The organism is Cryobacterium sp. Y50, from assembly GCF_002929805.1.
Lineage (GTDB): Bacteria > Actinomycetota > Actinomycetes > Actinomycetales > Microbacteriaceae > Cryobacterium.
Map to the genome: position 1 here is coordinate 1 of NZ_PJJM01000080.1, position 26,174 is coordinate 26,174.

25 protein-coding genes and 1 pseudogene are annotated in these 26,174 nt (G+C 63.8%); 20 read left to right on the forward strand and 6 right to left on the reverse strand.

Annotated elements, in window-relative coordinates; all coding sequences use genetic code 11:
* From CXY73_RS21885 to CXY73_RS06320, 4 genes are all read left to right on the forward strand, one after another.
* Window positions 1-291 (forward strand): hypothetical protein (locus CXY73_RS21885; protein WP_158254046.1); only part of this gene is annotated, 291 nt, incomplete at its 5' end.
* A 44-nt stretch (window positions 292-335) separates the two neighbouring features.
* Window positions 336-989 carry a signal peptidase I gene (locus CXY73_RS06310; protein ID WP_104177181.1) on the forward strand — a complete coding sequence of 218 codons (654 nt, stop codon included), beginning with the start codon at window positions 336-338 and terminating at the stop codon, window positions 987-989.
* Between the two features lie 189 nt (window positions 990-1,178).
* Window positions 1,179-1,850 (forward strand): hypothetical protein, encoded by a 672-nt coding sequence (locus CXY73_RS06315; RefSeq protein WP_104137789.1) that lies wholly within the window; start codon window positions 1,179-1,181, stop codon window positions 1,848-1,850.
* A gap of 85 nt (window positions 1,851-1,935) precedes the next feature.
* Window positions 1,936-2,451 carry a signal peptidase I gene (locus CXY73_RS06320; protein WP_104137786.1) on the forward strand — a complete coding sequence of 172 codons (516 nt, stop codon included), beginning with the start codon at window positions 1,936-1,938 and terminating at the stop codon, window positions 2,449-2,451.
* Here the strand turns inward: CXY73_RS06320 and CXY73_RS06325 are convergent.
* Complete coding sequence (locus tag CXY73_RS06325; protein ID WP_104137782.1) at window positions 2,448-3,869, reverse strand: deoxyribodipyrimidine photo-lyase; 1,422 nt, start codon at window positions 3,867-3,869, stop codon at window positions 2,448-2,450. The genes CXY73_RS06320 and CXY73_RS06325 overlap by 4 nt on opposite strands.
* Window positions 3,870-4,344: 475 nt before the next feature.
* On the opposite strand from CXY73_RS06325, the gene CXY73_RS06330 reads away from it, so the two are divergent.
* The 5 genes and pseudogenes from CXY73_RS06330 to CXY73_RS22635 all read left to right on the forward strand — a co-directional run.
* A complete protein-coding gene (locus CXY73_RS06330) occupies window positions 4,345-4,962 on the forward strand; it encodes an alternate-type signal peptide domain-containing protein (RefSeq protein ID WP_146071656.1) in 618 nt (205 codons plus the stop codon).
* Between the two features lie 91 nt (window positions 4,963-5,053).
* Window positions 5,054-5,587: a hypothetical protein gene (locus CXY73_RS06335; protein WP_104177183.1), complete on the forward strand. Its 534-nt coding sequence runs from the start codon at window positions 5,054-5,056 to the stop codon at window positions 5,585-5,587.
* 3 nt (window positions 5,588-5,590) lie between these two features.
* On the forward strand, window positions 5,591-6,904 hold the full coding sequence (locus CXY73_RS06340; protein ID WP_146071657.1) for a fibronectin type III domain-containing protein: 1,314 nt from the start codon (window positions 5,591-5,593) through the stop codon (window positions 6,902-6,904).
* Window positions 6,901-7,647 (forward strand): LPXTG cell wall anchor domain-containing protein, encoded by a 747-nt coding sequence (locus CXY73_RS06345; RefSeq protein ID WP_104137770.1) that lies wholly within the window; start codon window positions 6,901-6,903, stop codon window positions 7,645-7,647. Before CXY73_RS06340 ends, CXY73_RS06345 begins: the two co-directional genes overlap by 4 nt.
* An 86-nt stretch (window positions 7,648-7,733) precedes the next feature.
* A pseudogene (locus CXY73_RS22635) lies at window positions 7,734-8,135 on the forward strand (signal peptidase I); the annotation flags it as partial.
* A 111-nt stretch (window positions 8,136-8,246) separates the two neighbouring features.
* Here the strand turns inward: CXY73_RS22635 and CXY73_RS06355 are convergent.
* Together CXY73_RS06355 and CXY73_RS06360 are read right to left on the reverse strand one after the other, a co-directional pair.
* Window positions 8,247-9,224, reverse strand: coding sequence for an NADP-dependent oxidoreductase (locus tag CXY73_RS06355; RefSeq protein ID WP_233198174.1), 978 nt, complete (start codon window positions 9,222-9,224; stop codon window positions 8,247-8,249).
* Between the two features lie 404 nt (window positions 9,225-9,628).
* Window positions 9,629-10,222 carry a YqaJ viral recombinase family protein gene (locus CXY73_RS06360; RefSeq protein WP_369831219.1) on the reverse strand — a complete coding sequence of 198 codons (594 nt, stop codon included), beginning with the start codon at window positions 10,220-10,222 and terminating at the stop codon, window positions 9,629-9,631.
* 213 nt (window positions 10,223-10,435) lie between these two features.
* Between CXY73_RS06360 and CXY73_RS06365 the strand changes: the two genes are divergently transcribed.
* A complete protein-coding gene (locus CXY73_RS06365; protein ID WP_104177185.1) occupies window positions 10,436-11,551 on the forward strand; it encodes a hypothetical protein in 1,116 nt (371 codons plus the stop codon).
* A gap of 13 nt (window positions 11,552-11,564) precedes the next feature.
* Here the strand turns inward: CXY73_RS06365 and CXY73_RS06370 are convergent, their stop codons facing one another.
* Window positions 11,565-12,440, reverse strand: coding sequence for a hypothetical protein (locus tag CXY73_RS06370; RefSeq protein WP_104177186.1), 876 nt, complete (start codon window positions 12,438-12,440; stop codon window positions 11,565-11,567).
* A 198-nt stretch (window positions 12,441-12,638) separates the two neighbouring features.
* Between CXY73_RS06370 and CXY73_RS06375 the strand changes: the two genes are divergently transcribed.
* Window positions 12,639-13,385: a response regulator transcription factor gene (locus CXY73_RS06375; protein ID WP_104137758.1), complete on the forward strand. Its 747-nt coding sequence runs from the start codon at window positions 12,639-12,641 to the stop codon at window positions 13,383-13,385.
* Between the two features lie 23 nt (window positions 13,386-13,408).
* Window positions 13,409-14,926 (forward strand): HAMP domain-containing sensor histidine kinase, encoded by a 1,518-nt coding sequence (locus tag CXY73_RS06380; protein WP_199185300.1) that lies wholly within the window; start codon window positions 13,409-13,411, stop codon window positions 14,924-14,926.
* A gap of 155 nt (window positions 14,927-15,081) precedes the next feature.
* On the opposite strand, the gene CXY73_RS06385 is transcribed toward CXY73_RS06380, so the two are convergent.
* Together CXY73_RS06385 and CXY73_RS06390 are read right to left on the reverse strand one after the other, a co-directional pair.
* A complete protein-coding gene (locus tag CXY73_RS06385) occupies window positions 15,082-15,522 on the reverse strand; it encodes a MarR family winged helix-turn-helix transcriptional regulator (protein ID WP_104137752.1) in 441 nt (146 codons plus the stop codon).
* Window positions 15,519-17,156, reverse strand: a complete 1,638-nt coding sequence (locus tag CXY73_RS06390) for an MFS transporter (protein WP_104177201.1) — start codon at window positions 17,154-17,156, stop codon at window positions 15,519-15,521. The genes CXY73_RS06385 and CXY73_RS06390 overlap by 4 nt, the downstream gene beginning before the upstream one ends.
* Window positions 17,157-17,537: 381 nt before the next feature.
* Here CXY73_RS06390 and rplJ point away from each other — a divergent pair, with 381 nt between their 5' ends.
* From rplJ to CXY73_RS06430, 8 genes are all read left to right on the forward strand, one after another.
* The gene (gene rplJ, locus CXY73_RS06395) at window positions 17,538-18,053 is read left to right on the forward strand and encodes a 50S ribosomal protein L10 (RefSeq protein WP_104177188.1); all 516 of its coding nucleotides are present in this window, start codon (window positions 17,538-17,540) and stop codon (window positions 18,051-18,053) included.
* 54 nt (window positions 18,054-18,107) lie between these two features.
* Entirely contained in the window at window positions 18,108-18,491 is a 384-nt protein-coding gene (gene rplL, locus CXY73_RS06400) for a 50S ribosomal protein L7/L12 (RefSeq protein WP_092340409.1), read from the forward strand.
* 280 nt (window positions 18,492-18,771) lie between these two features.
* The gene (locus CXY73_RS06405; RefSeq protein WP_104137747.1) at window positions 18,772-20,079 is read left to right on the forward strand and encodes an ABC transporter substrate-binding protein; all 1,308 of its coding nucleotides are present in this window, start codon (window positions 18,772-18,774) and stop codon (window positions 20,077-20,079) included.
* Between the two features lie 35 nt (window positions 20,080-20,114).
* Window positions 20,115-21,476, forward strand: coding sequence for an ABC transporter permease subunit (locus CXY73_RS06410; RefSeq protein ID WP_233198175.1), 1,362 nt, complete (start codon window positions 20,115-20,117; stop codon window positions 21,474-21,476).
* Complete coding sequence (locus tag CXY73_RS06415) at window positions 21,473-22,354, forward strand: carbohydrate ABC transporter permease (RefSeq protein ID WP_233198176.1); 882 nt, start codon at window positions 21,473-21,475, stop codon at window positions 22,352-22,354. Before CXY73_RS06410 ends, CXY73_RS06415 begins: the two co-directional genes overlap by 4 nt.
* A 166-nt stretch (window positions 22,355-22,520) precedes the next feature.
* Window positions 22,521-23,837, forward strand: a complete 1,317-nt coding sequence (locus CXY73_RS06420) for an ABC transporter substrate-binding protein (RefSeq protein ID WP_104177190.1) — start codon at window positions 22,521-22,523, stop codon at window positions 23,835-23,837.
* Between the two features lie 23 nt (window positions 23,838-23,860).
* A complete protein-coding gene (locus CXY73_RS06425) occupies window positions 23,861-25,222 on the forward strand; it encodes an ABC transporter permease subunit (protein ID WP_104177191.1) in 1,362 nt (453 codons plus the stop codon).
* Entirely contained in the window at window positions 25,219-26,097 is an 879-nt protein-coding gene (locus CXY73_RS06430; RefSeq protein ID WP_104177192.1) for a carbohydrate ABC transporter permease, read from the forward strand. The genes CXY73_RS06425 and CXY73_RS06430 overlap by 4 nt, the downstream gene beginning before the upstream one ends.
* Window positions 26,098-26,174: the final 77 nt, after the last annotated feature.

Sequence of the window (26,174 nt, forward strand, 5' to 3'; positions counted from 1 at the left end):
ACCCTCGCCACGCCCGCAACCAAACTCCCACTCAGATTTCACCGACTCCGCACACTCAAGGCGGACCGGTGGATCGAGGCTAAGGCGACCACTGTTGAGGTGGTTGACGGTGGCGGGGTTGGCGCCAGTGTCGGCGTTGGTCGCACCGGGTTCGACCTGGTTGCTGGCGAGCATGAGCTTCTCGTTACCGTCACAATCGCATTCCCAGAAAACGCCGCCGATGACGACGATGCGAAGACCGGGTCGGTCTACCTGTCCGGCCTTGCGGTGATCCTTTCGCAGACGCTGTAATTGCCCCCGTGCCCAGAAAGGAGAGTCGCGTGAGGAGTAAAGCTTTGAGCGCGACTCTCCCGGTCGATCGGCATCCGCTGCCCGAGTCGGCCAGGAAGGCTGCTGGTCTGTGGCGTCAGATCAGGTTTGCACTAAGCCTGGCCGTGTTGCTACTCGTGATCGCAACCGCTGTGGTGCTGATTGTGATCCCAAAGGTCACCGGATCGATCCCACTGACCGTGCTCACCAGCTCGATGGAGCCGGGCTTTCCGCCCGGCACGCTCATCATCGTTCGGCCGGTTGAAGTGGATGCCCTGGTGCTGGGTGATGTCATCACCTACCAAATGGAGACCGGAAAACGCGGCGTCATCACCCACCGCATTATCGCCATCAATACCTCGGCGGGTGGTCGCACGTTCGTCACAAAGGGTGACAACAACGGGGCGGCCGACGCGGATGCCGTGCTTGAAGCGCAGGTGCAGGGCCGGCTTTGGTACTCCGTTCCGCTGATCGGCTACGTCAATAGTGCGGTCAATGGTTCTAACCGGGCCTGGCTAATTCCGGTGGCCGCTTCATTGCTGTTCGCCTACGCGGGCTACATGATCCTGGTCGGCGTTGTAGCCAGTGTGCGCAAGCGCCGCAGAGCGGATCAATTGGGCGGAAAAACGCTCGATTCGGCTGGGGCTGATCCTGGCGTGAAAGTCGACGAACGAGGCTAAAAAAACGCTATCTTGTGCACTGGTCGGTTTCGATGCCGCAGTCAGCAAGCGGTCCAGCCCCCAGATTGGGGGAGGGAAACACCCAATGGGGGGCATACGTGAGCATTGCTCCACCCTATCGTTCTGGGTGGGGATAGTGAAAATACGTCATTATCCACTCCAAAACTGACTATTTGAGATGAGACTGACGTGAAACTTCTGTTAAACCGCAAGAAAACCATCATTGGGGCCGGAGGCGTCGCCGTAGCGCTGACCATGGCCCTCGCGGCATTGGGCCCGACCGGTGCGTACTTCAGCGACACCGAGCAGGGCCGCATCGACGGCACCATCGGCTCGATCCAGGTCGATGGCGTTGACAGCCTTAACCTGCACTTCACCAATCTGCTCCCCGGTGAATCCCAGACGGTGTCCGAGCGTTACAAAAACACCGGGCTGAACGCGCAGGATGTCTGGGTCGTCTTCAATGATGCCGAGGCTCTGCATGCGTTGAATGACCTCGGTAATTATGGTGAATTCCACGTAGCGGCGAATAACAATGCAGTGTTCGATTCAGCGAACCTCAACGACGACGGCGACCTTCAGTCTCCTCCAGGTTGTAGCGGGATATTCGACCCGGCCGGGTGCTGGCCCGTTCCGGAAAAGATCCTGCTTCAGTCGAACCTGGCACCCTCGGCGATGGGTACCGTATCCTTCCGCTTCAATTACAACGGAGTATTGATGACGGGCCAGTCTGAGGCTGGCGGTGGCGTCTGGAATTCCTATCCCCTCCCGACTCCGGCGAACCCGGATGCAGTGGCAACCGAAAGCGGCCTGCCGTACCAGATCGTTGCAACTCAGGTTGGACAGGAACCGGGCCTCTAAGGCTTGAGCAAGTGGCTCGGATGTCGCTGTCGGGTAGCGACGTCCGGGCCACTTTCCATTCCATTTCGAGCTTGAAAGGCGCACCGTGAAGCGATTCAAAGGCACCGTGATTCTGCTGCTCGTGCTGGCCGCCGTGCTCACACCGGTGGCCCTCGTGGCCACGGGCGCCCTGCCCTACCGGGCCTACGTCGTACGCACCGGGTCGATGTCGCCCACCATTTTGCCGGCCAGCGTCGTGATCGTTGAGGCCGACCAGTACGCGGTTGGCCAGGTCATCACCTTTCGACGCGCCGACGATCGCACCACCCACCGACTCGTGGCCATCAACGACGATGGCACCCTGACCACCAAGGGCGATGCGAACGACACGATCGACCCCTTCACGGTGCCGGCCGCCGATGTCATCGGCGGAGTTACCGCCTTCGTGCCCCGCTTCGGGTATCTCGTGGTCTACCTGCAGAACCCGCTGGCCTTCGGCTCCCTCATTATGTGTGTGCTGAGCCTGTGGTACGTCGGGTCGTCCGAACAGAAACCGGAACAGAAGCCCGAGAAGAAACCGTCCAAGGGGTCCAGACGAATCGCGTCCGTTCTTGCCGCTTAGCTTGCAGACTGGGCCTTCACCTTGTCGTAGGCGGCGAGGGCTGCTCGGCGGGTTTCGCCGAGGTCTACCAGGGGCGCGGGGTAGGAATCCGTGCCGTATTCGGGCACGTTGGCGCGGATGTACTGCTGGTGTGGGTCGAACTTGGCCGCCTGCAGATCAGGATTGAAGATGCGAAAGTAGGGCGCAGCATCCGCCCCGGAGCCGGCTACCCATTGCCAGCCGAATGGGTTGCTGGCGGCGTCGGCATCGACGAGGGTATCCCAGAACCAGCGCTCGCCCACCCGCCAGTCGACCAGCATGTTCTTGATCAAGAATGATGCGGTAACCATGCGCACGCGGTTGTGCATACTTCCGGTTCGCCAGAGCTCGCGCATGCCGGCATCGACCAAGGCGAAGCCGGTGCGACCCTGTTGCCACGCAGTCAGGGCGTCGTGGTCGAGCGACGGCCAAGGAAAGGCGTCGAAGGCGGGGCGCAGGTTCTTCGTCGCCAGATCGGGAGCGTGAAACAGTACGTGGTATGCGAACTCGCGCCAGCCGACCTCGGTGAGAAACCGGGTCGCACTCGTGAGCGCCGGGCCGGAGAGTGAGCGTTGCGCCTCCTGGGTGGCAGCCCAGATCTGATGCGGGCTGATCTCCCCCCACCGCAGGAACGGCGACAGACGCGACGTCGCGTTCTGGGCCGGTTCGTCACGTTCGGCCCCATAGCGGGGGAGTGATTCGGCCAGAAAGCGCCCAAGCGTTTGCTGAGCGGATGCCTCGCCGGGCTGCCACGCCGCGCGGAGCCCGTCGGCCCAATCGGGTGCGCTGGGCTCGAGGCCCCAATCGTCGAGGCTGTCGGTGGCGAGGTTGCCCGACCACCCGGAGACGGTATCGGGGGAGGGGTAGGGCGCGCGCGGCGGCGGACCGGCCTGGCAGGCACGCCAGAACGGCGTGAACACCGAGTAGGAGCCGCCTTGACCGGTTTGGATGGTCCACGGTTCGAACAGGAGCGAACCCGCGAAGCTGTGAGCATCAACGCCGTCGGCGCGCAGCTCGGCCTTGATCGCGGTATCGATCGTGCGTTCTGCAGAGCCGTACCGGCGATTCCAGAAGACGGCCGCGGCATCCGTTTCACGGACGATTTCGGCGATGATCGGTGCGGCCGGGCCGCGGCGCAGAATCAGCCGGCCGCCGAGCGCCTCGAGCGTTGCACCGAGCGATCTGAGACTCTGGTGGAGCCACCAACGGGCGGCGCCGCCGAGCGGGCGCACTCCGGGGGACTCGTCGTCGAACACATACACGGCCACGATCGGCCGGTGTCGGGCGAGGGCTGCGTGCAGCGCCGGGTGGTCGCCGACGCGCAGGTCGTCGCGAAACCAGACGACCGAGGGACCGGCGTGCTCGTTGGATTCTGCCGGGGTAAGGGGAAGTGAAGTCATGGGCTCTCCTCGTGAGAACTCCAGTGTGTACCCTGCCGCGGATGAGACCAATTCGGAGGTAGAACGGTTCGTCGCGCCAGCGTCGGCCGAGGTTCGACCAACGGAGCCAGACGTTGAAACGTCGGTATATCTGCGGAAAATAGAGCTAAACGGCGTAAATCTTTGTGCGTACAGACCAAATCGTCGCCATTTGCCCAAAAACTCAATTCCCCATTCTGGGGGTTGGAGCAGGACAGACAAATTTGTCTGTCCCATCTAGTGTGTGAATCGCGGATGGAGCTGCAGCCCCAGAAAACACCATCGGACTGTAGCAAATTCATGGCCCAATACCCAGGGTTGTGGACGACCGGCCGCATCACCGTCGCGCTTACCCCGCGGCGATCACGTAGCGGGCTTCTTGCCGTTGCTCCACGCCTGCCGCTCGCTGGCCTGCGACCACCCGAAGTTTTCAGACCAGTACCCGAAGGGCCTCAACATGAACAAGCTCACCAAAGGCGCGATTGCCGGCGCCGCCGGTCTCACCCTCCTGCTCGGCGGCGGCACGACTTTTGCGCTGTGGAACTCCTCGGCCGAGGTGGCCGGCGGCACGATCGAAGCCGGCAACCTGGTTGTTTCTCCCAGCGCCATCGACGGCGTTGAAGTTGCCGGTGTTTGGACGGACCAGAACGATGTAGTCCTGAACCTCGAAACATTCGCGGCCTCGCCCGGCGATGTGCTGGTCTATACCAAGAAAATGCACGTCCTGGCCGAGGGTGACAACCTCGTCGCCGAGCTGACGCTCGATGCGGGCTCCATCAGCGCCACCACGCCGGGTTACAAAGCCGACGACGCACTGGCCGCCTACCTCATCGGGACCGCAGTTTTGACAGTGACGCCCGATGGCGGCATCAAGGATAACTTCTCCCAGATTGAGCGTTCAGTGACCACCGGCCCGACGGATTACACGATCACACCCGGAGCGGGAATCGTCGAGGAAGACGTCACCGTCGAGGTCACGATCACCTTCCCGAACGGCGCGCTGGGCGCTGAGAACACCATGATGCTCGGTTCGGTCACCCTCAAGGACGTGGCGGTCAACCTCACCCAGATCTAACCGATCGGTGCCCGGGTGCCCACCAACGGTGGGCACCCGGAAACGACCAGCAGGCAGCATCCACTTTTGATTTGCGAAAGCCGGTGATCTCTTGAAAACGTTTCTGTTCGCGAGTGCGGCGATTCTCGGTGCGACCCTGCTGGCCACTGCCGCCGTGGGCGGAACCTATGCCCTGTTGAACTCGAGCGCTTCGGCCGGCCCCGCAGTCACGATTCAGGCCGGATCCGCCGAGCTCAGCATCACGTCAGACCTCGAGATGTCGAATACCCCGCTGTATCCCGGAGCGAGCAAGGTCGGCACGGTCACCGTGCTCAATGACGGCACGGTGCCGCTCGCGCTCCGTCTCGCCGGCCTGACCCGACCGACCGTTTCGACGCTATTTTCGGAGGTCCTGATCTTCGGGGTGAGCGCCGTTTCGACGGTACAAGAGTGTACGTCGAACCTCACGCCCACCATTGCCGGCACCTTCGCTGACGCGCCGACTGACGAGCTCGGTACGACCCTGGCGCCCGGATCCAGCGCGATTCTGTGCGTCTCAGTGAGGCTGTCAGCGGATGCCCCGAGCGGCAGCCAATCCCAGACCGCGACGAGCTTTGGACTCCTGATTGACGGACGGCAGGACTAAGCCATGACGTCGAACCGTCATCGTTCTCTGCGGCTGCGCACCCGGTCTGCCTGCCCGGCACGTTGGCCCGCTGCTCGAGCCGCCGTGGCGATCGCGAGCGTTCTCTTTCTGACCCTCGCCGGTACCGGAGTGGCGCAGGCGGTCTGGACCGCCGCGGCGGTCAACCCCACAGCATCCGCTGTCTCGGGCGCCGTGACCATCAGCCAGGACGGGTTCGCCGCGCTCGCGACCGACTACACGTCCCTCCTGCCCACGACCACGAAGCCGATCACCCTGACCAACGGCACCGTGCCTGCCGCCTACGACCTGAAACTCGGTTCGGTCTCCGCGACCGCGTTTGCCGAGGAAGTCAGCGTTCGCGCCTGGTCGATCGCCGCAACCGGCAGCTGCCCCACGGCGCCCCCGACCGGAACAGCGAGCACCCCCTTGGCGACGGGACTCACCCTGAGCGGCGACCTGGCGGCGAGGGCTTCGGTGCGCTACTGCGTGCAGACGTCGATCGCCAACACCACCGCCGGCACCATGGCCAGCACCTCCGTAACGGCGCAACTGGAATTGCAAGCGCGAACGGGCAACTGGACGTCACCCATCTCGCTCGTCACCGCCGCGCAATCTGTCACCAACACCGCGCCACGCGATCTGGCGGCGGTCAGGAAGACGCACAGCTCCATCTCCTTGACCTGGGCCGCTGCCCAAGACCGAACCGTGACGCGCTACGAGGTCTGGCGAAACGGCACGCGGGTTGCAAACGCACAAAGCGCCACAACCTTCACCGACACCGGCCTGACGGCGAACACGCGCTACACCTACCTGATTTACGCCGTCGATGCGAACGACAATCACTTGGCCGCCTCGAACGAGCTCGCCGTGTCTACGAACAAGCAGCCACCGGCCCCTGGCTTGTGGTACCACGTCGTCACCGCCGCCGGGACCTGTGTCGATGCGGCCGCCCCGCAACAAAAGGGACGAGTGTTGGCGACGAAGGAGTGCTCGACCGCCTCAACCTCACGGTTCAGCTTCGTTGCGGACAGAAACGGTTCCGAGTATGAAATCGTCGCCGCTGACGAGAACCTGGTGTGGACTGCGGAAGGCACGTCTCCCCTGTCGCTCAGCACGCAGAGTGGCCCAGCAGACAAAGCCAAGCAACGCTTCACGCTCGCCCCGATCAGCTTGGGCAGTGCCACCTTTCAGATTCGCAGCGTGAAGGACGACACGAAGTGCCTTGAGTCAGGCAACGCGCTCACCTTGAAGACGTGCGACACCACGGTACCCATCCAGGAAAACCAGCTATTCACCCTCGACGAGGTGACTTCATGACCGGATTCCTGATCCGTGCCCGGATCGCAGCGACCGTGGGCGCCGTGTTCCTGCTGACCGTGAGTGGGACCGCCGCCCTGGCCCTGGCGGCGCCGGGCGCCGAGTCCGCTCCCGACGTCTTGGTCAGCAGCGATGGCGAACATTTTGCCAGCAGCCTGCCCGTCGGACTGTTCGGATCGTACGGCCTGCTGATTCCGGATGGTTCGATGCAATCGAGCCTGTGGATTCAGAACCCGAGCGACCGGCCCGCGAACGTGCGGGTGAGCCTGCGGGAGCCGGGCGGAGCATCCGCTGATCGAACGGTCTCTGACCTTCGGGAATACCTCATCCTGACCGTCGAAGACGCCGCGGCGCAGACGGTGACGACCGTTCCGCAGCTGGCCAAAGCGGGCTGCGCCGTGCTCGCGCCCGAGCAGCCGCTCGCGGCCGGTGCCACCTTGCAGGTCGCGTTCACGATCGAGATGATGAATGTGACCGGACTGACCGCTCAAAACGCGCGTGCAGAACTCGGCGTTCTCGTTGCGCTGCGCGATGTCGAGGCCGGACCCTTCGCGGCATCGGCTTGTAACGACGATGGCGTGCTCATTCCGGCCATCGCCGGGCCGTCAGAGTCCCAACCGTCGGATGCTCTGCCCCGCACCGGGGTTGACCTGCCCGTTCCAGCCATCATCGGGGGCGGACTGCTGCTCGGTGTTGGCGTGCTTCTGGTCACCCGGCGGCGCCGTGACCGGCGTGAACCGTGACGCAGCTCGCTGACGAAAGTATCGCGCCGACCGATTCGCCCGCTCCCAGCCTCTGGCGTTTTCTGCGGACCGCGCTCAGCGCTGCCGTGCTCCTGCTCGTCGTCGGGCTCGGCCTGGCGCTCGTTGTCATTCCCAAGTCGACCGGTGCGACCCCGCTGACCGTGCTGACCAGCTCGATGGAGCCGGGACTTTCGCCCGGTACTGTCGTGATCGTGCGCCCGGTCGACGCCAACGCGCTGCAGATTGGAGACGTCGTTACCTATCAAATGGAGTCCGGCGACGCCAAGGTCGTGACGCATCGCATCCTCTCGATCATTTCGAACTCAGAAGGATCACGTTCCTTCATCGTGCAGGGTGACAACAACAGTCTGCCCGACGACGACCCCGTGCTGGCCGAGCAAATTCATGGTCGGCTCTGGTACGCGGTACCCTTCGTCGGCTACGTCAACAATGTGATCACCGAAGCAAACCGGGCCTGGATCTTCCCCGTGGTGACCGTGGCCCTGTTCGCCTATGCCTGCTTCATGGTGGCCGGCGACATGCTCGACCGCAGAAAAACCCGCAAAGGGGCAGCGGATGCCGACGACCAGGCCCTCGGGTTACGAGACGCGCAGCACGATCTTGCCGCGGGTGTGACCCTGTTCGAGCAGCCGGTGCGCGGCGGCGCCCTCGGCGAGTTCGAACACGGAATCGACGTGCACACGCACGGTTCCGCTGGAGAGTAGGGCCGAGATCTCGTCCAGCGCGCGCGCGTCGGGGGACACCTTGAAACCGGTCGCGCGGCGGCCGGCGGCTGTGGCATCCGCTGCCATGGTCGGCCAGCTGCCGGTCGGTGCGTTCACGAGCAGGCCGCCGGGGCGCAGGGCCGTGAGCGAGCGGGTGCCGGTGTTGTCGTGCACGTTGCCGATGAGGTCGATGACCGAGTCGAGATCGTGGGCCACTTCCTCGAAGCGGGTTGTGCTGTAGTCGATGACCTCGTGTGCGCCGAGCTCGCGCAGAAAGTCGAGGTTGCGAGTCGACGCCGTCGCGGTCACGTGCGCTCCCAACACCCGGGCAAACTGTACCGCGAAGTGACCGACGCCGCCGCTGCCAGCGTGCACGAGCATCCGCTGCCCGGAAGCTGCCCCGGCGAGTTTGACCATGCCCCAGGCGGTCAACGCCGCGATCGGAACGGCGGCCGCTTCGGCGTGGCTGAGCCGGGCCGGTTTGTGCGTGACGCTCATGCTCGAGACCGAGACAAACTCGGCGAAGCTGCCGCCGGTGCGCGGCACCCGACCCATGCCGTAGACGGCGTCACCGGGCTGCAGCGGCGAGGCGTCGAACGCCGCGCGCACGACGATTCCGCTGAAGTCGTTGCCGAGGATGGTCGGATAGCTCTCGATCGCGGCCGCGACGCCCTTGCCCGCACGGGTCTTGGCGTCGATCGGGTTGAGACCGGCGGCGACGACCTTGATGAGCACCTCGTCGGAAATCTGTCGGGGCAGCGGCCGATCGACCAGGTGCAACACCTCGGGGGCGCCGGTCTCGTCGATGATGAGGGCGCGCATGGTCTCCGGCAGTTCGTATTCAGTAGCCATGCTCCCCATTCTGCCGCTTCGCGCCCGCCCCATCACTTTTCGGGCCTGAAAAGTGGGCCCACGGAGCGGGAGCGGGCGCGCTCCAAACATTGAACTGGCTCGCTCACTCTTGGGCGGTGAAGGGTCGCAAAACGTCCGAAACCGACTCCGAAAGGACGATTTGCGACCACTCATCCCCGTTGCCCACATATTCGCCGATGGAGCGCACGTTAGTACCCGAGCCCAGGCGTCGAGCCGGGCTCGGGCTGGAGATGCGGTGGTTTGCGTCGCGTTCCGCGGGACATGCGCCAAAGCGCGGGACCTGCGCCAGTGTGCGGGAGTTTCAGCGAAGAGCATCCGTCGGTCGACAACGAACTGCGCGGGACCGACGCCCGTGCAGCGCGAAATCCAGCGCGGCCGGGTCGCTACCGGCGAGTCTGCTCGTCGAGGTTGTCGATCAGGGCGTTCGCGAGGCCGACCAGTATGGCGATTTGGTCTTCGTCACGTTCGATCCAGCGACATTCGGGCACCGGGGCCACCGGCACGAAGCCCCGGTGCTCTTCCCAGACCAGAAGCGTGCGGTCGGCCCCGAGCACGTATTGCTGCCACCATACCTGCCGCAAATAACTGCGCGGAATGCTGCGCCACGGCTTGCTGGTGGTCTTGATCTCGGCCAGGTGCAGATCGCCATTGGGCGCCACGCCGACGCCGTCGGGCGTGGCCAGGTGCCGCGGGTGCCCGAGCGACCGGAACAGGTTCGTGCTCGGCTCGATGCCGTAGTGCTCCAGCACCCAGGCAGCGATGACCGGCTCCCGAGCCCGCCCGTGGTCGGTGTAGCTGTTGCCGGTGAAGCTCGTGCCGTGCATTTTGTCGTGCGCCGCGTTCAGAATGGATTTCGGAGTCGACAGTTTCGCGACATCCGTTGCGGTGATTCCCTGGTTGCGCGCCCGAAGCCAGGCCACTCGGTCGGTCGAGTCAGCGACGATGCGCAGTGTGTGCGGTGCCGGTGCCGGCAGCAGAACGGATGCTTCAAGGTGCGGCTGGTCCAGATCGAAGAGGGACAGCGTTGAATTCGGCACCCCTCTATTGTGTGCCCGCGCGCCCGGTCGGCGCGCCACCGCCACGGGGTGCCGCTCGATTGCTTCACCCCGTCGTCGAAACCCTGAGAATTGTTATCGCGAAGTGACCTGAGTTCGCTAGCGTGAGTACACGGCAACCAATCGGGGAACACCATGTCGCATCGCGTACGCACAGCTCGAGGCGCGGTCGCGATCACGCTCGCCGTTTTTCTGAGCGGATGCGCTGGCCTCCCCGGCTTTCCCGCCGCGACCGACTCCCCGGTTGCGCAACTCGTCGCCGGCGTCGACTGCCAGGCGCCCAACCTCAATCACGAAATCGTTGAGCAGGACGGTGTTCCGACCCAGACCGACCTGACCGCCGAGCACCCGGCCGCGCCGGATCCCAGACGGGTTCCGGCCGACTTCGATCCCGTCGCCGCCTATCGCTGCACCTTCTTTGGCAGCCTCGACGACGCGCAGGGCCGCTGGTCGGCCGTGCAGGTCGAGACCCTCGAGGGCGACTTCGGCGCGCTGCTGTCGGCGCTCGCCGAACCCAGCGACCAGGCGGGCCCCAATCAGGCCTGCACCGCCGACATGGAGCTGGTGCCGGAACTCTGGCTCGAAAACACCGACGGTGACGCACTTCGCGCCGCCTGGCCGCGCACCTCCTGCGGCAAAACCAAGCCGGCGACCCATACCGCTCTCGACGAGCTCGAGCTGACCGACACGACCCTGCTTCCGCTCGTGTTGCAGGTCACGCGAGAGGCGCTCGACGCCAATTGTGCGATGGGCACCGGCGCACCCGAACAGTCCCTGCTCTTTGGCACTACCGGCCTGCAGACGTACCTAAATCTCGGAGATATCGGGCAGGACGTGCAGATGATTCCCGCGTCGCCGGCCAAGACCCCGTCCTTGGCCGGCGTCGACGGCGCGAGCGTCTGCGTCTACACGGTCGATCCGCAGCAAGACCCCGACCTCAGCGAGCTCAACTCCGTCGAGGGAATCGATGACCTCGCTCTCGGCGCAATGATGAACCTGCAGTTCGGCACCTTTGCTGGCGCGAGCACCCTTGAAGCGGATGCGGCGGCGCTGCTCGCCGCCGCAGCATCCGCTTCGCAGGCGCCCGATTGCAGCACCGACCCGACCCGGTTTGCGGTGCTCTGGCCGGAGCACGCAGGCACACGGCTCGACACGTCGATTCAGGTCGAACTCGACGGCTGCCAGCGGCTGTTCCTGCCCGGCAGCCACGCGCTCGTGCCCGCGCCGGAACTGCTCAACATCCTGAAATAAACCGCGAGCGCGCTCAGCCAATCGACGCACGAAGTGGCGGGGCATTCGTTTGATGCGTGTGCAGTCGTCCGGTGCGGTCGAGAAAGTACAGACCACCCCGAGCGATGTTGATCTCCCCACTCAGCGGCGGGGTGTTTGCGAGCTCAGAGAAGCCGGTGCGGTCGAGTACCCCGAGCTTGCTCGTGCCGTAGGCCTTGGCATAGAGCACCCCGTTGTAGGCCGCCAGCGCGGTGAATCGCCCGCTCGAGGCGAGGCTGAAGGTCGACCGTGCCCAGACGTAGACGTGACGGCGCGTACGAATATAAAGCGCCTCATCGAGGGCGGCGAACTCGAACGGCCCGTCGGCGGGAACACCGTCCAGCCGGGTAAACGATGACCCGCGATAGCTGGAGATGGCGCACACCTCGGAATCATGATGACCGACATAGAGTTCCTGCTCAAATACCGTCAGGGCGAGAATGTCGATCGGGGACCCGACCACTGGAACCAGGTCACGGCCGTTGATGTACCAGAGGCCGGACTGTAAGCGAAAGTACGCGCGTCCGCAAAAGCTGGTCAGGAGCAGTTGCGAGGCCTCGGTTGTGGCGATGAAGGTGAACCGGCCGTTGCGATAGCGATGGATCGACGTGAGACCCGGATACCGGTCGGACTCGGCCGTCAGATATAGGTCGGTGCCCACGGCGACGATGCGCGTGATTCCCACTGGGGCCTGAGGCACGGCGGCCAGGCTCGAACCGTCGAAGCAGAACAGTGCATCTCGTCCGTAGACCAGCAAGTAGGTCTTTCCACCGACGTCGGTCAGATTGTGGGAATCGGCCGGGGCGCGGTCTACGAGTGCAGCAGGGCTGGACGGTATTGCGCGGCGGCGGAGCAGGGCTGGCAAGGTCATGGCCGGTGTCCCCCCTCTGGCGTACTTCGTGTCTGATCGATGTTGCCCGTTCCACCTCAGGATTTACGGCAGAATTTGGGACGAAACCTAAGGATTGCCCCAGCACGCGGAAAATTCGCACGCCCGGGCAAGTTTGCTCACAGTGCGGGCTGGGGTAACGCATAGTCGACTCATAGAAAAGTAGCGATACTTACTACTATGAGCGCACGTGAGAGCACGCACACCGGCCACGGCCCCCGACTGACCAAGGCCGATGGCAGTGCCATTCGCGTACTCGTCGTCGACGACGAACCGACCCTCACCGATCTGCTCTCGATGGCGCTGCGCTACGAGGGCTGGGAGGTGCGCACTGCCGGCGAAGGCCGCCAGGCACTCACCATCGCCCGCGAATTCCGCCCCGACGCCATTGTGCTCGACATCATGCTGCCCGATATCGACGGCCTGCAGGTGCTGCAGCGGGTGCGCGCCGATGGCTACGAGACACCGGTGCTCTTTCTCACCGCCAAGGACTCGCTCGACGACCGCATCGCAGGCCTTACCGCCGGCGGCGACGACTACGTCACCAAACCCTTCAGCCTCGAGGAGGTCGTCGCCCGGCTGCGCGGCCTCATTCGACGTTCCACCCTTGCTGTGGCCGACTCGACCGATCCCCGCATCACCGTCGGCGACCTCACCCTCGACGAAGACAGCTACGAGGTGTTTCGCAACGGCGACGCCATCGAGCTGACCGCGACCGAGTTCGAACTGCTGCGCTTTCTCATGCGCAACCCGCGCCGGGTGCTCAGCAAGGCCCAGATTCTCGATCGGGTCTGGAGTTACGACTTCGGCGGCAAGTCGAGCGTGGTCGAGATCTACATCTCCTATCTGCGCAAGAAGGTCGACGCTGGCCGCGAGCCGATGATCCACACGGTGCGTGGCGCCGGGTACATGCTCAAAACTGCATGATGCTTAAACTTCGATCAAAGCGGATGCCCAGCCGCCGCTTGCCTTGGACCCTGCAGCGCAGTCTCGTGCTCACCGTCGTCGGGCTGCTCGCGCTTGTGAGCATTACAATCGGCATCGTCAGCGTGGTCATTCTGCGCGCCTCCCTGGTCGACCGGCTCGACCTGCAGCTGGCCTCGGCCGCTGACCGCTCCAGGACCGCGCTCGGCGACGGAATCGGTGACAATGACGGCGACAGTCTCGGCGACCTGCCGGGCAACCCCCACTTCGGCACGCCGACGGCCGACAGCATTCTCAGCGGCCCGGCCCAGCCGCCTGGACTGCTCGCCCTCGTCTACGACGGAACCAGCATCACGACCGGCTACACCGACGACGCGAGCGGTGAAATCGAGTCGCTCACGTCGGAGCAGGTACAGCTTCTCGCCGACCACGTTAATCAGTCGACGCCGGTCACTGTGCACCTTGGTGGCGAACTCGGCGAGTACCGGGTGCAAGCTGAAACGTCCCGCACCGGCACGCTCTATCTGGTCGGTCTTCCGCTTTCCGGAGTTGCTGCCACGGCCGCCCAACTGGCCCTGATAGTCGGTCTTGTTTCGCTCGTCGGGCTCGTGATCGTCGCCATCATCGCCGCCTGGGTGGTGCGGCTGGCCCTGCGCCCGCTGCAGCGGGTCACGGCGACAGCCATCCGGGTCGCGCAGCTGCCGCTCGACCGCGGTGAAGTCTCGCTCGACGATCGGGTTCCGTCCGGCGATACCGATCCACGCACCGAGGTCGGCCGGGTCGGCGCAGCCCTCAACCGCATGCTCGACCACGTCGACCTCGCTCTAGAGGCTCGCCAGGCGAGCGAGCGCAAGGTGCGCCAGTTCGTCGCCGACGCGAGCCACGAACTGCGCACGCCGCTGGCATCCATTCGCGGTTATTCCGAACTCACCCGCCGCAGCGGCCAGGAACTACCGCCCGACGCCATGCACGCGCTCGGTCGCATCGAGTCGGAGTCCGTGCGCATGACCGGGCTGGTCGAAGACCTGCTGCTGCTTGCCCGCCTCGATGAGGGCCGCGAACTCGACCTGCAGCCGGTGGATCTCACAATGCTGCTCGTCGACGCCGTCAGCGACGCCCACGCTGCCGGCCCCGATCACGTCTGGAACCTCGAACTGCCCGAAGAACCGATCGAGGCGACCGGCGACGAACCGCGCCTGCGCCAGGTCATCGCCAATCTGCTCGCCAACGCCCGGGTGCACACGGATGCCGGCACCACAGTTCTGGTCGCGCTCGCCGGGCACGACGAACGCGCGGTGATAACGGTGACGGATGACGGTCAAGGCATCCCCGAGGAGCTCACGGCCACCCTGTTCGAGCGTTTTGCCCGCGGCGACAGCTCGCGCTTTCGCGCCGCCAACACCACAGGCGCACCGAGGAGTACCGGAAGCACCGGTCTCGGTTTGGCCATCGTGGCCGCGGTCATCGCCGCTCACCACGGCGAGGTCACCGTCGACAGCCGCCCCGGCCGCACAACCTTCCGCGTAGCCCTTCCCCTGGCCTGACTCGTTGGTCAGACGCGGTGGGCCGGGGGGCTAATTCAGGACATCCAGCAGCGGGGCATCCGCTCGCCGCGCAGTCTGGTGAGTGTCGAGGCTGGCGGCCGGCAGATCTCCTGAATTAGCCCCGCAAGAAGGCAAGGGGGCAGGTTCGACGCGGGTCAGTCGGGAGTATTCAGGCGGGCGAGTAGCTCGGCGAACCGGGTGAGGTCCTCGGCGGGCCAACTTTGCAGCCGGTTGAGTAGGCGCGTCGACTTGTTGGCGCGCACCTCCGCGAGTTTCTGCACGGCCAAGGGGGTAAGCGCAAAATACTTGACCCGACCGTCGTCTTCATCGGCCTGGGTTGCTATCAAGCCGAGGTCAAACAGCGCTCTGGCCTGGCGGCTGATGATGCTCTTGTCGACCACCAGATTCTCGGCCAAGGCTCCAGCGTGGGTCGGACCGCAACGCTCGAGCGTGCGCATGAGCTTGAGCCCGAACGGTTGCAGGGTCGGGTCGATGAACAGGGCAGTGTCGCGCATGCTCGCGCGGATGTTCCCCGCCAGCACCGTTATCTGCTCCTCAACGGCCGCCACGGCAGCATCCATGGTGATGATGGTCATGATCGAATTTTACCTTCACCCGATTCGGGCTCTGACGGCGGCAGGGCAACGGATGCCGTACTCACGTCAACCAGGATCCGGCCGGTCGCCGGTGAAGTGGCCTGGTCAGCCGCCGCGCTCCGCTCCCGATCAATGCCGGTCATGGTTCCCAGTGGAATGTTGGGCAGCAGAGCGATCGTCACGAGGGTGATCACGGCCAGCGGCACCATGAGCAGGAACACGTTGCCCACTCCGATTCCGTAGGCCGACTCGACGACAACGCGCAGGGCCGCCGGCAGCAGCGACACCTGTGGAATGGTGCCATCGCCGAGGGTCTCTGCGGCGACAGCTTGATTAGTTGGGCTGAGAGCGCCGGTACCGTCACGGATGTACTGCGCCACCACGGTGCCGAGCACGGAACCCATCACCGCAACACCCACGGTGCCGCCGAGACTGCGAAAGAAGGTGACAGTGCTCGTGGCCACGCCGAGTTGGGTGATTTCTACGGTGTTCTGCACGACGAGCACGAGGTTTTGCATGATCATGCCAACACCGGCGCCGAGGATGAACATGAACACGCCCACGAAGACCAAACTCGTGTCGTAGCGCAGCGAGCCGAGCAGCAGGGAGCCGGCCAGCACGAGCACGCTGCCGGAAACCATGATGGACTTCCACTTGCCGGTGCGACTGATCAGGTTGCCGAAGAAGGTGGAGGAGATCAGCAGCCCGCCCATCATCGGGATAGTCAACAGGCCAGACTCGGTCGGCGTGGCACCGCGAGCAAGTTGCATGTACTGGCTGAGAAAGACCGAGGTGCCGAACATGGCCACGCCCACCGAGAGGCTCGCGATAACGGCCAGGGTGACAGTGCGGTTCTTGAACAGATCGAGCGGGATGATTGGCTCCTTCGCCTTGAACTCGACGATCACGGCTGCGATCAGCAAGACGGCTGAACCGAGCACCATGGCAAATGACGGCAGCGATGCCCATTCGAACGAGTTGCCGGCCAGGGTGACCCAAATCAAGAGGAGTGACACGCCGGCACTGATCAGCACAATGCCCAGGTAGTCGATGCTCACCACACGCTTGACCCGTTCGGGCAGGTGCAGGGTCACCTGCAGCAGGATGATGGCTATGACGGCGACGGGCAGCGCGATGAAGAAGTTCCAGCGCCAGCCGAAGGCATCCGTTACGACGCCGCCGAGCAGCGGCCCGCCAATGGTGCCCAGGGCCATGACCGCGCCGAACAGGCCGGCGTAGCGGCCGCGGCCGCGGGGGCTGATGATGTCGGCCATGATGATCTGGCTGAGGGCGGCAAGACCTCCGCCGCCGAGCCCCTGCATGATGCGGAACACGATGAGCGTGTCGGTGTTCTGAGCGAATCCGGCCAGGGCCGAGCCGAGCACGAAGACCACCAGGGCGAGCTGAATGAGCAGCTTGCGATTGAATAGGTCGGCAAACTTACCCCAGATGGGCGTCGAGACAGTGGTCGTCAGCAGGGTGGCTGTGACCACCCAGGTGTAGGCCGACTGGTCGCCCTCAAGGTCGGAGATGATCAGGGGCAGCGAGGTGGCGACCACCGTGCCGGCCAGAATCGACACGAACATACCCAGCAGCAGGCCGGAGAGGGACTCTAAAACCTGGCGATGGCTCATTGACCCGTCGGCGTTCGGGGTGTGGCGAACGGACGCTGTGCTGCGGCGAGATGCGCGACTCATGAAACTCCTGCGATTAGTTAACAACAGTCAACTATACGTAACTAGTAGACCAATGTCAACCATTTATTATCCGCTCGCGATTTGCACAGTACTGAATGCTCGCCTATGCTGAACCCTAGCCACAGACCGCCGGTTGCTGCGCTATGTCGAAAGACAAAAGTGCAGACGAAGGTTCATTCACGTGAACGGCCCGCGCAGGTGTTCGAAGTTCAGTTACAGTCTTTTGGATTGTTCCCCAAGCTCCGGCGCCCTGCGCTGGAGCTTTTTTCATGTCTGCGCCCCGGGCTACCCGGCACATGATTATTAATGAGGAGCACCATGGCGAACAAGGAAGCAACGGTCGCCGAGCTTACGGAGAAATTCCAGAGCTCGACCGCCGTTCTGCTCACCGAGTACCGCGGTCTCACTGTTGCGCAGCTCAAGAGCCTGCGCAAGTCCATCAGTGAGGACGCCACGTACGCCGTGGTAAAGAACACGCTCACCAAGATTGCGGCCAACAAGGCCGGCATCACCTCGTTCGACGAGGAACTTGTCGGCCCGTCCGCTATCGCCTTCGTGCACGGAGACCCCGTCGCCGTCGCGAAGACCCTGCGTGCCTTTACCAAGGCAAACCCTCTCCTGGTGGTAAAGGGCGGTTACTTTGACGGTAACCCGCTCACCGCAGCGGAGGTCGGCAAGCTTGCCGACCTCGAGTCCCGCGAGGTGCTGCTGGCCAAGCTGGCCGGCGCCTTCAAGGCATCGCTGTTCGGAGCCGCTTATCTCTTCCAGGCACCGCTGTCGAAGGCTGTTCGCACCATCGACGCGCTGCGTGAGAAGCAGGAGTCCGCGAACTAGGCACCTGCCTACACCGCGGTTCACGAATTTTTAAGAAACTAATAGGAGTACATCATGGCAAAGCTTTCCACTGAAGACCTGCTTGAGCAGTTCAAGGGCCTGACCCTCATCGAACTCTCCGAGTTCGTCAAGGCGTTCGAGGAGACCTTCGAGGTCACCGCAGCCGCTCCCGTCGCCGCTGCCGGAGCCGCTGGCCCCGCCGCTGCTGCTGAAGAGGTCGAAGAGCAGACCGCGTTCGACGTCATCCTTGACGCCGTTGGCGACAAGAAGATCCAGGTCATCAAGGTTGTGCGCGAGCTCACCAGCCTGGGCCTCGGCGAGGCCAAGGCCGTTGTCGATGGCGCGCCGAAGGCCGTCCTCGAGGGCGTTGCCAAGGACGCTGCCGAGAAGGCCAAGGCTTCCCTCGAAGAGGCCGGCGCAACCGTTACCCTCAAGTAGGTTTACACCAACTGCGCAGCGCCCCACAGGGCTCTGATTGAGGCGCAGCCGACCGGCCTTCGGGCTGATCAGCGCGCAAAGGGCGTCGTTTCCAAAAGGAGACGGCGCCCCTTTTTTCGTGCCAAGGGGCATCCGCTGGCCCAGGTAAATCTGAGCCTTCGTCGCGAATTTGGTGTGAATGCCAAGCGACTCTAGATTGAGAGAGGAAGTGCTGACCCCGGCCACTTGACCGAACACGAAATCGGGAGCGCTTTCCCTAACTCGATGAAGAGGATCAGCAATGCGCTCCACCATGCACCACAGCCTGCTCACGCCACTGGCCGGCGCGGGAATTCTCGCCCTAACCCTGGCGGGGTGCTCCTCAGCCACACCGGATGCCGCGGGTTCCGGCGAATTCGCCGGTGATACCCTCGACGTCTCCGCAGCCTGGTCGGGTGCCGAGCAGACCAACTTCGAAGCCGTGCTCGCTGCGTTCGAGGAACAATCCGGTGCCACGGTGAACTACACGAGCTTCGGCGACAACGCCGCAACCACGCTCGGTACGCAGATCGAGGGCGGCAGCCCGCCCAACGTTGCCATGCTGGCCCAGCCGGCCCTGATGAACCAGCTCGCCGCCGACGGCAACCTGCAGCCGCTCTCCGACGAGGCCAGCGCTGTGGTTGCCGAGAACTACTCCCAGAGCTGGGTCGACCTCGGCACGAGCGACGGCACCCAATACGGTGTCTGGTTCAAAGCCTCGAACAAATCCACCATGTGGTACAACGCCGATCTCTACGACGCGGCCGGGGCATCCGTTCCCGAAGACTGGGACGACTTTCTGGTGCAGCTGCAGCTCGTGGCCGACTCCGGCTACGCCGGCATCTCCATCGGGGCAGATGTCGGCTGGCCGCTGACCGACTGGTTCGAGAACGTCTACCTGCAGACCGCCGGTGGCGATCTGTACGATCAGCTCACCAACCACGAAATTCCGTGGACTGACCCCTCAGTGACCGTTGCACTCGATGCCCTCGCGACCCTGTGGGGCAACGACGCTCTCGTGCAGACCGGCGCAGCCCAGCGCACCTTCCCGGAATCAGTCACCGAGGTCTTCGGCGCCGACCCACAGGCCGCCACCATGTTTGAGGGTGACTTCGTGGCCGGCAACATTACCGATGACGGCAGCTCCGTCGTCGGCGAGAACGCCCTGTTCTTCGACTTCCCGTCCGTCAACGGCTCGGCACCGGCCGTCGTCGGAGGCGGCGACGTGGCCGTCTCCTTCACCGATGATGCCGCCACCGACGCGCTCATGCAGTTTCTCGCCTCGCCCGAAGCGGCCGAGGTTTGGGTGCCCGAGGGTGGCCTCACCTCGCCGAACAACAATGTCGACACCGCGCTTTACCCCGACGAGACCAGCCGTCAGATCGCCGAAGCACTCACCGGCGCCGAGACCTTCCGCTTCGACATGTCCGACCTCACCCCGAGCGCCTTCGGTGGCACTCCCGGCCAGGGTTTCTGGCAGATCATGATTCAGTTCCTACAGGACCCGAGCGATGTTGCCGGAACCCAGCAGGCCCTTGAGGACGCCGCTGTCGCCGCGTACGTCGACTAAGTCCAGCACGCCGAATCAGCACCGGGACCAGCACCGTGAGCTCTACGACAGTAACCGCACGCCGTAACGCAACATCCGGGGGTCGCCGCCCCCGGATGGGCGCCAGCCGTCGACGCATGTTCCTGATCGCCCTCGGCTTTTTGGCGCCCGCGCTTGTACTGTTGGCTGGCCTGGTTCTGTACCCCATTCTGTACACGGTGGTGCGGTCGTTCTTCAGCGCCGAGGGTGGAGCCTTCGTCGGCTGGGACAACTACGTCACCATGTTCACCAACGACTCGACCTTCACGGCCATTCGCAACAACGTCATCTGGGTGCTCGTGGCTCCCGTTGCCTGCACCGTGCTGGGCCTGCTGTTCGCGGTGCTGCTCGAGAAGATCAAATGGTCGACGGCGTTCAAGCTCATCATCTTCATGCCGATGGCCATCTCCATGCTCGCCGCCGGAGTCATCTTTCGTGGAATGTTCCAGGAGAGCCCGAACCTCGGCGTCGTGAACGCAGCCGCCGTGGCCGTGAACAGCGCGTTCGGCGGCGGCGACGCCGCTTACCCCGGAGCGACCCCGCGGGGTGATTCCGGGCTGATCGACGACAGCGGCATACTCGCCGGCGAAACGGCCGTTACTGCCGGTTCCGAACAGAACTTTCCGCTCGTTGGCCTGCGTGCCGACGACGTGCCCACCAGTGCCGCGCAGGCCGAGGACGCGGCGTCGGCCGGTGCCGACCAGATCACGGGCACGGTGTGGCTCGACGTCGTGGTCGGCGGTGACGGCACCGTTGGCCAGATCGACGACGGAAAATCCGGGCTCCCCGGCATCAAGATTGACGCGGTCGCCGCTGACGGCACGATTGCTTCCACTACCAAAACGGATGCTGCCGGCCGCTACGTTCTCGACGACCTCGGTAAAGAGGCCTACCGTATCGCCCTGCCGGCCTCGAACTTCGACGAGGGCTACCAGGGGGTGTCCTGGCTGAGCTCCGGTCTGATCACCGCGGTGATCATTCTCTCCTACATCTGGATCTGGGCTGGTTTCGCGATGGTCATGATCGCCTCCGGGCTCAGCGCCATCGACCGTTCCCTGCAGGAAGCGGCGCGCATGGACGGCGCCAACGAGTGGAAGGTGTTCTCCCGCATCACGGCGCCACTGCTCTCACCGGTGCTGATCGTCGTGTTCGTGACCCTCATCATCAACGTGCTGAAGATCTTCGACCTGGTCTATGTGATCCCGCCTGGCTCCTCGAAACCGGCGGCCAACGTCATCGCCGTCGAAATGTGGACGGTGTCCTTTGGCGGCGGCAGCAACCAGGGCCTCGGCAGCGCCCTGGCCATCCTGCTCCTAATCCTCGTGCTGCCCTCGATGATCATCAACGTGCGCAAGTTCCGCGAGGAGAGAAAATCGTGAGCGGCCCCGCGACGCACGTGCGAGGCAAGAAAACGCTTGCCCGCAGCATCCTCGGTTTCGTCGACAAAGGTCTGGTCAATGCCGTTCTGGTGATCGTCGCGATCTTCTGGCTCGTCCCGACTCTCGGCTTGTTTCTGTCGAGTCTGCGCACGGTCGGCGATAGCGCTTCAAGCGGCTGGTGGACGGTGTTCACGACGCCGGCGCAGCTCACCATCGAGAACTACGCGAGCCTGCTGAGTAACCCGACCATCACCGGTTCGTTCTGGAACACCATCCTGATCGCCGTGCCCACGACCGTCTTTGTCGTGATCTTCGGCGCGCTGGCCGGCTACGCGTTCGCGTGGCTCAAATTTCCGGGCCGGGACTGGCTGCTCATCGTTGTCATCGTGCTGCTTGCCGTTCCGCTGCAGGTCGCGCTCATTCCGCTCGCCCGCATGTTTGGCACGCTGGGCATCTTCGGCTCCATCTTTGGAGTGATCCTGTTCCACGTGGCATTCGGGCTGCCGTTCGCAATTTTTCTGTTGCGCAACTTCTTCACTCAGATTCCCGCCGAACTGCTCGAAGCGGCCCGCATCGACGGTGCGAGCGACTGGCGCATCTTTGTACAGGTCATCTTGCCGCTTGGTGGACCGGCCATCGCCTCGCTGGCCATATTCCAGTTTCTATGGACCTGGAACGACATGCTCGTCGCCCTCATCTTCACCAACTCGGGCTCGCAGCCACTGACCGTGGCGATTCAGAGCCAGCTTCGACAGTTCGGGTCGAACATCGATGTACTGTCGGCCGGAGCGTTCCTGTCGATGATCGTGCCACTCATCGTGTTCTTCGCCTTCCAGCGCTTCTTCGTGCAGGCCCTGCTGGCCGGCTCGCAGAAATGATGCTGCTCCACAAAAAACAGCGCCAGGAACGGCGGGCGCGGGCGTAACTCACCGGCCGAGTAACGATTTGGCACCCACCGGCGCCGTGTGACCTTGCCGGGCAATGCGGTCCCTCCTAGGTTGGGCACGAAAAACCCTTTCGTGACAGCTCTATGAGGAGAAGACCATGCGTTTCATGCGTCATCAACGACTGATTGTCCCCGTCGCCATTGCGGCAGCAGCAGGGTTGGCCCTCGCGGGCTGCACCTCCGGGGAATCGACTCCAGACGACTCCAGCGGCAACGGCGAATTCGCCGGAACGACACTCGAAGTCTCCGCCGCCTGGTCGGGCGCCGAGCAGACCAACTTTGAAGCCGTACTGGCCGCCTTTACCGCAGAGTCGGGTGCGGCCGTGAACTACTCCAGCTTTGGCGACAACGCCGCCACGACCCTTGGTACCCAGATCGAGGGGGGAAGCCCGCCCAACGTCGCCATGCTCGCCCAGCCGGCCTTGATGAACCAGCTCGCGGCCAACGGAAACCTCCAGCCGCTCTCCGCGGAAGTCATCGCGGCCGTCGCCGAGAACTACTCGCAGAGCTGGGTCGACCTCGGAAGCTCAGACGGCACCCAGTATGGTGTCTGGTTCAAGGCCTCGAACAAATCGACCATGTGGTACAACGCCGATCTCTACGATCAGGCCGGGGCCGCCGTTCCGGAAGGCTGGGACGATTTCCTCGCGCAGCTGCAGATTGTCGCCGACTCCGGCTATGCCGGAATCTCCATTGGCGCCGACGTGGGCTGGCCGCTCACCGACTGGTTCGAGAACGTCTATCTGCGCACGGCCGGCGGTGACCTGTACGACCAGCTGACCAACCACGAGATTCCGTGGACCGACCCATCGGTCACCGAGGCCCTCGATGTTCTCGCCACCCTGTGGGGTGACGACGCGCTGGTTGAGGCGGGTGCGGCGCAGCGCACCTTCCCCGAGTCGGTCACCGAGGTGTTTGGGGCCGACCCGAAGGCGGCGACCGTCTACGAGGGTGACTTCGTGGCCGGCAACATTGCCGATGACGGCACGTCAACGGTCGGAGAGAACGCCCTGTTCTACGACTTCCCCGCCGTAAACGACTCAGCTCCGTCCGTGGTCGGTGGTGGCGACGTCGCTGTGTCCTTCACCGACGATGCCGCCACCGACGCACTCATGCAGTTCCTTGCCTCGCCCGCGGCGGCCGAGGTTTGGGTGCCAGAGGGTGGACTCACGTCGCCGAACAACAACGTCGACACCGCGCTGTACCCGGACGACACCAGCCGTCAGATTGCCGAGGCGCTGACCGGTGCCGAGACGTTCCGCTTCGACATGTCCGACCTCACGCCAAGCGCGTTTGGTGGCACGGCGGGCCAGGGCTTCTGGCAGATCATGATTGAGTTCCTGCAGAACCCGTCTGATGTTATGGGCACGCAACAGAAACTCGAGGATGCCGCGGCTGCGGCGTACGCCGGCTAAGCCCACACGATCGGAGTAGAGCGATGACTCAGTTGGTTGCTCCGGTAGCGAATTCTCCGGCGGGGGGCGACAAACGTCGTCCCCCGCACGGGTCATCGCGCCGCCGGATGTTCATGATCGCGCTGGGCTTTCTTGCCCCGGCCCTGGTATTTCTGGGAGCGCTCGTTCTCTACCCGATCGTCTACACCGTCGTGCGGTCGTTCTTCAGCGCGGGTGGTGGTGAATTCGTCGGCTGGGACAACTATGTGACCATGTTCACGAACGATTCGACGTTCACGGCCATACGCAACAACGTTCTGTGGGTTCTCGTTGCCCCGGCGGCGTGCACCATTCTTGGGCTGATCTTTGCGGTTCTGCTGGAGAAAATAAAGTGGGCGACGGCCTTCAAACTGATCATCTTCATGCCGATGGCAATTTCGATGTTGGCCGCCGGGGTGATTTTTCGGGGCATGTTTCAGGAAAACCCCAACCTGGGCGTGGTCAACGCGGCCTTGGTGACGGTCAACAGCGCCTTCGGTCAGGACGCCGCCTACCCCGGTGCCGCCGGCCGGGACGGACTGGGCCTCGTGCAGGACCGGGGCGTCATCGCCAGCGAAAGTACGGTCGAATCCGGCTCCGAGCAGAACTTCCCGCTGGTAGGCATCCGTGTCGACAGCGTGCCCGCGGCGGCCGCGCAGGCGGAACCAGCCGTGAACGCCCGGGCCGGCCAGCTCGTGGGCACCGTCTGGCTCGACGTCGTGCGGGGTGGCGGTGGAACGAGTGGCCAGATCGACGACGGAAAAACGGGGCTGCCCGGAATACTGGTCGATGCCGTGGCCGCCGACGGCACGATCGCAGCATCCGCAACCACCGATGCAGCCGGGCGTTACGTCATCGACGGCCTGGCGGAAGGGGCCTATCGCGTTGCTCTGCCGGCCGCGAATTTCGATGAGGGCTATCAGGGGGTGTCCTGGCTCAGCTCGACCTTCATTACCGGGGTCATCATTTTGTCGTATATCTGGATCTGGGCTGGATTCTCCATGGTCATGATCTCGTCTGGCTTGTCGGCCATCGACCGTTCCCTACAGGAAGCGGCACGCATGGACGGGGCGAACGAGTGGAATGTCTTCACCCGCATCACCGCGCCGCTGCTTTCTCCGGTGCTCATCGTGGTCTTCGTGACCCTCATCATTAACGTGCTCAAGATCTTCGATCTGGTCTACGTCATACCACCGGGCTCGGCGAAACCGGCGGCCAACGTGATCGCGGTGGAAATGTGGACGGTGTCCTTCGGCGGTGGCAACAATCAGGGGCTCGGTAGCGCGCTGGCCATTCTGTTGCTGATTTTGGTTCTGCCGTCGATGATCATCAATATCCGACGGTTCAGGGAGGAGCGGCAGCAATGAGCGACCTCACCATTGTGCGCGGCAAGCAGACCGCCGCTCAAAAAATCCTCGCTTTCTTCGGTAAGGGCTTCGTCAATTTTCTGCTGGTCTTCGTGGCCATTTTCTGGCTGGTCCCGTCGGTGGGGCTGTTCATTTCTTCCCTGCGTACGGTCGGGGACAGCGCGTCGACCGGGTGGTGGACCGTGTTCACCACCCCGGCGCAGCTGACCGTAGATAACTACGTCAATCTGCTCTCCAACACCGCGATCACCGGGTCATTCTGGAACACGATCATGATCGCGGTACCGACCACGGTGTTGGTGGTGGTGATCGGGGCTCTGGCCGGTTATGCGTTTGCCTGGCTGCAATTTCCCGGCCGGGACTGGCTGCTGATCGTTGTGATCGTGTTGTTGGCCGTGCCCATCCAGGTGGCGCTCATCCCGCTCGCGCGTATGTTCGGCGCTCTCGGAATCTTCGGCTCCGTGCTCAGCGTCATCCTGTTTCACATCGCTTTCGGGTTACCCTTTGCCATCTTTCTGTTGCGCAACTTCTTTATGCAGGTTCCGGCTGAACTGCTCGAAGCCGCCCGTATCGACGGGGCGAGCGACTGGCGCATCTTCGTGCAGGTCATTCTTCCGCTCGGCGGCCCGGCCATCGCCTCGCTGGCGATCTTCCAGTTTCTGTGGACCTGGAATGACATGTTGGTGGCGTTGATCTTCACGAATTCGGGGTCGCAACCGTTGACGGTGGCCATCCAAAGCCAGTTGCGGCAATTTGGGTCGAACATCGACGTTCTCTCCTCTGGCGCATTCCTGTCGATGATCGTGCCGCTCATCGTGTTCTTCGCCTTTCAGCGCTATTTTGTGCAGGCGCTCCTGGCCGGCTCGCAAAAATAGGCAACATCAGAAACGGATGCCAGTGGTCGAGCCGACCACTGGCATCCGTTCTGCCGAGTCTCTGCTGACGTTTAGAG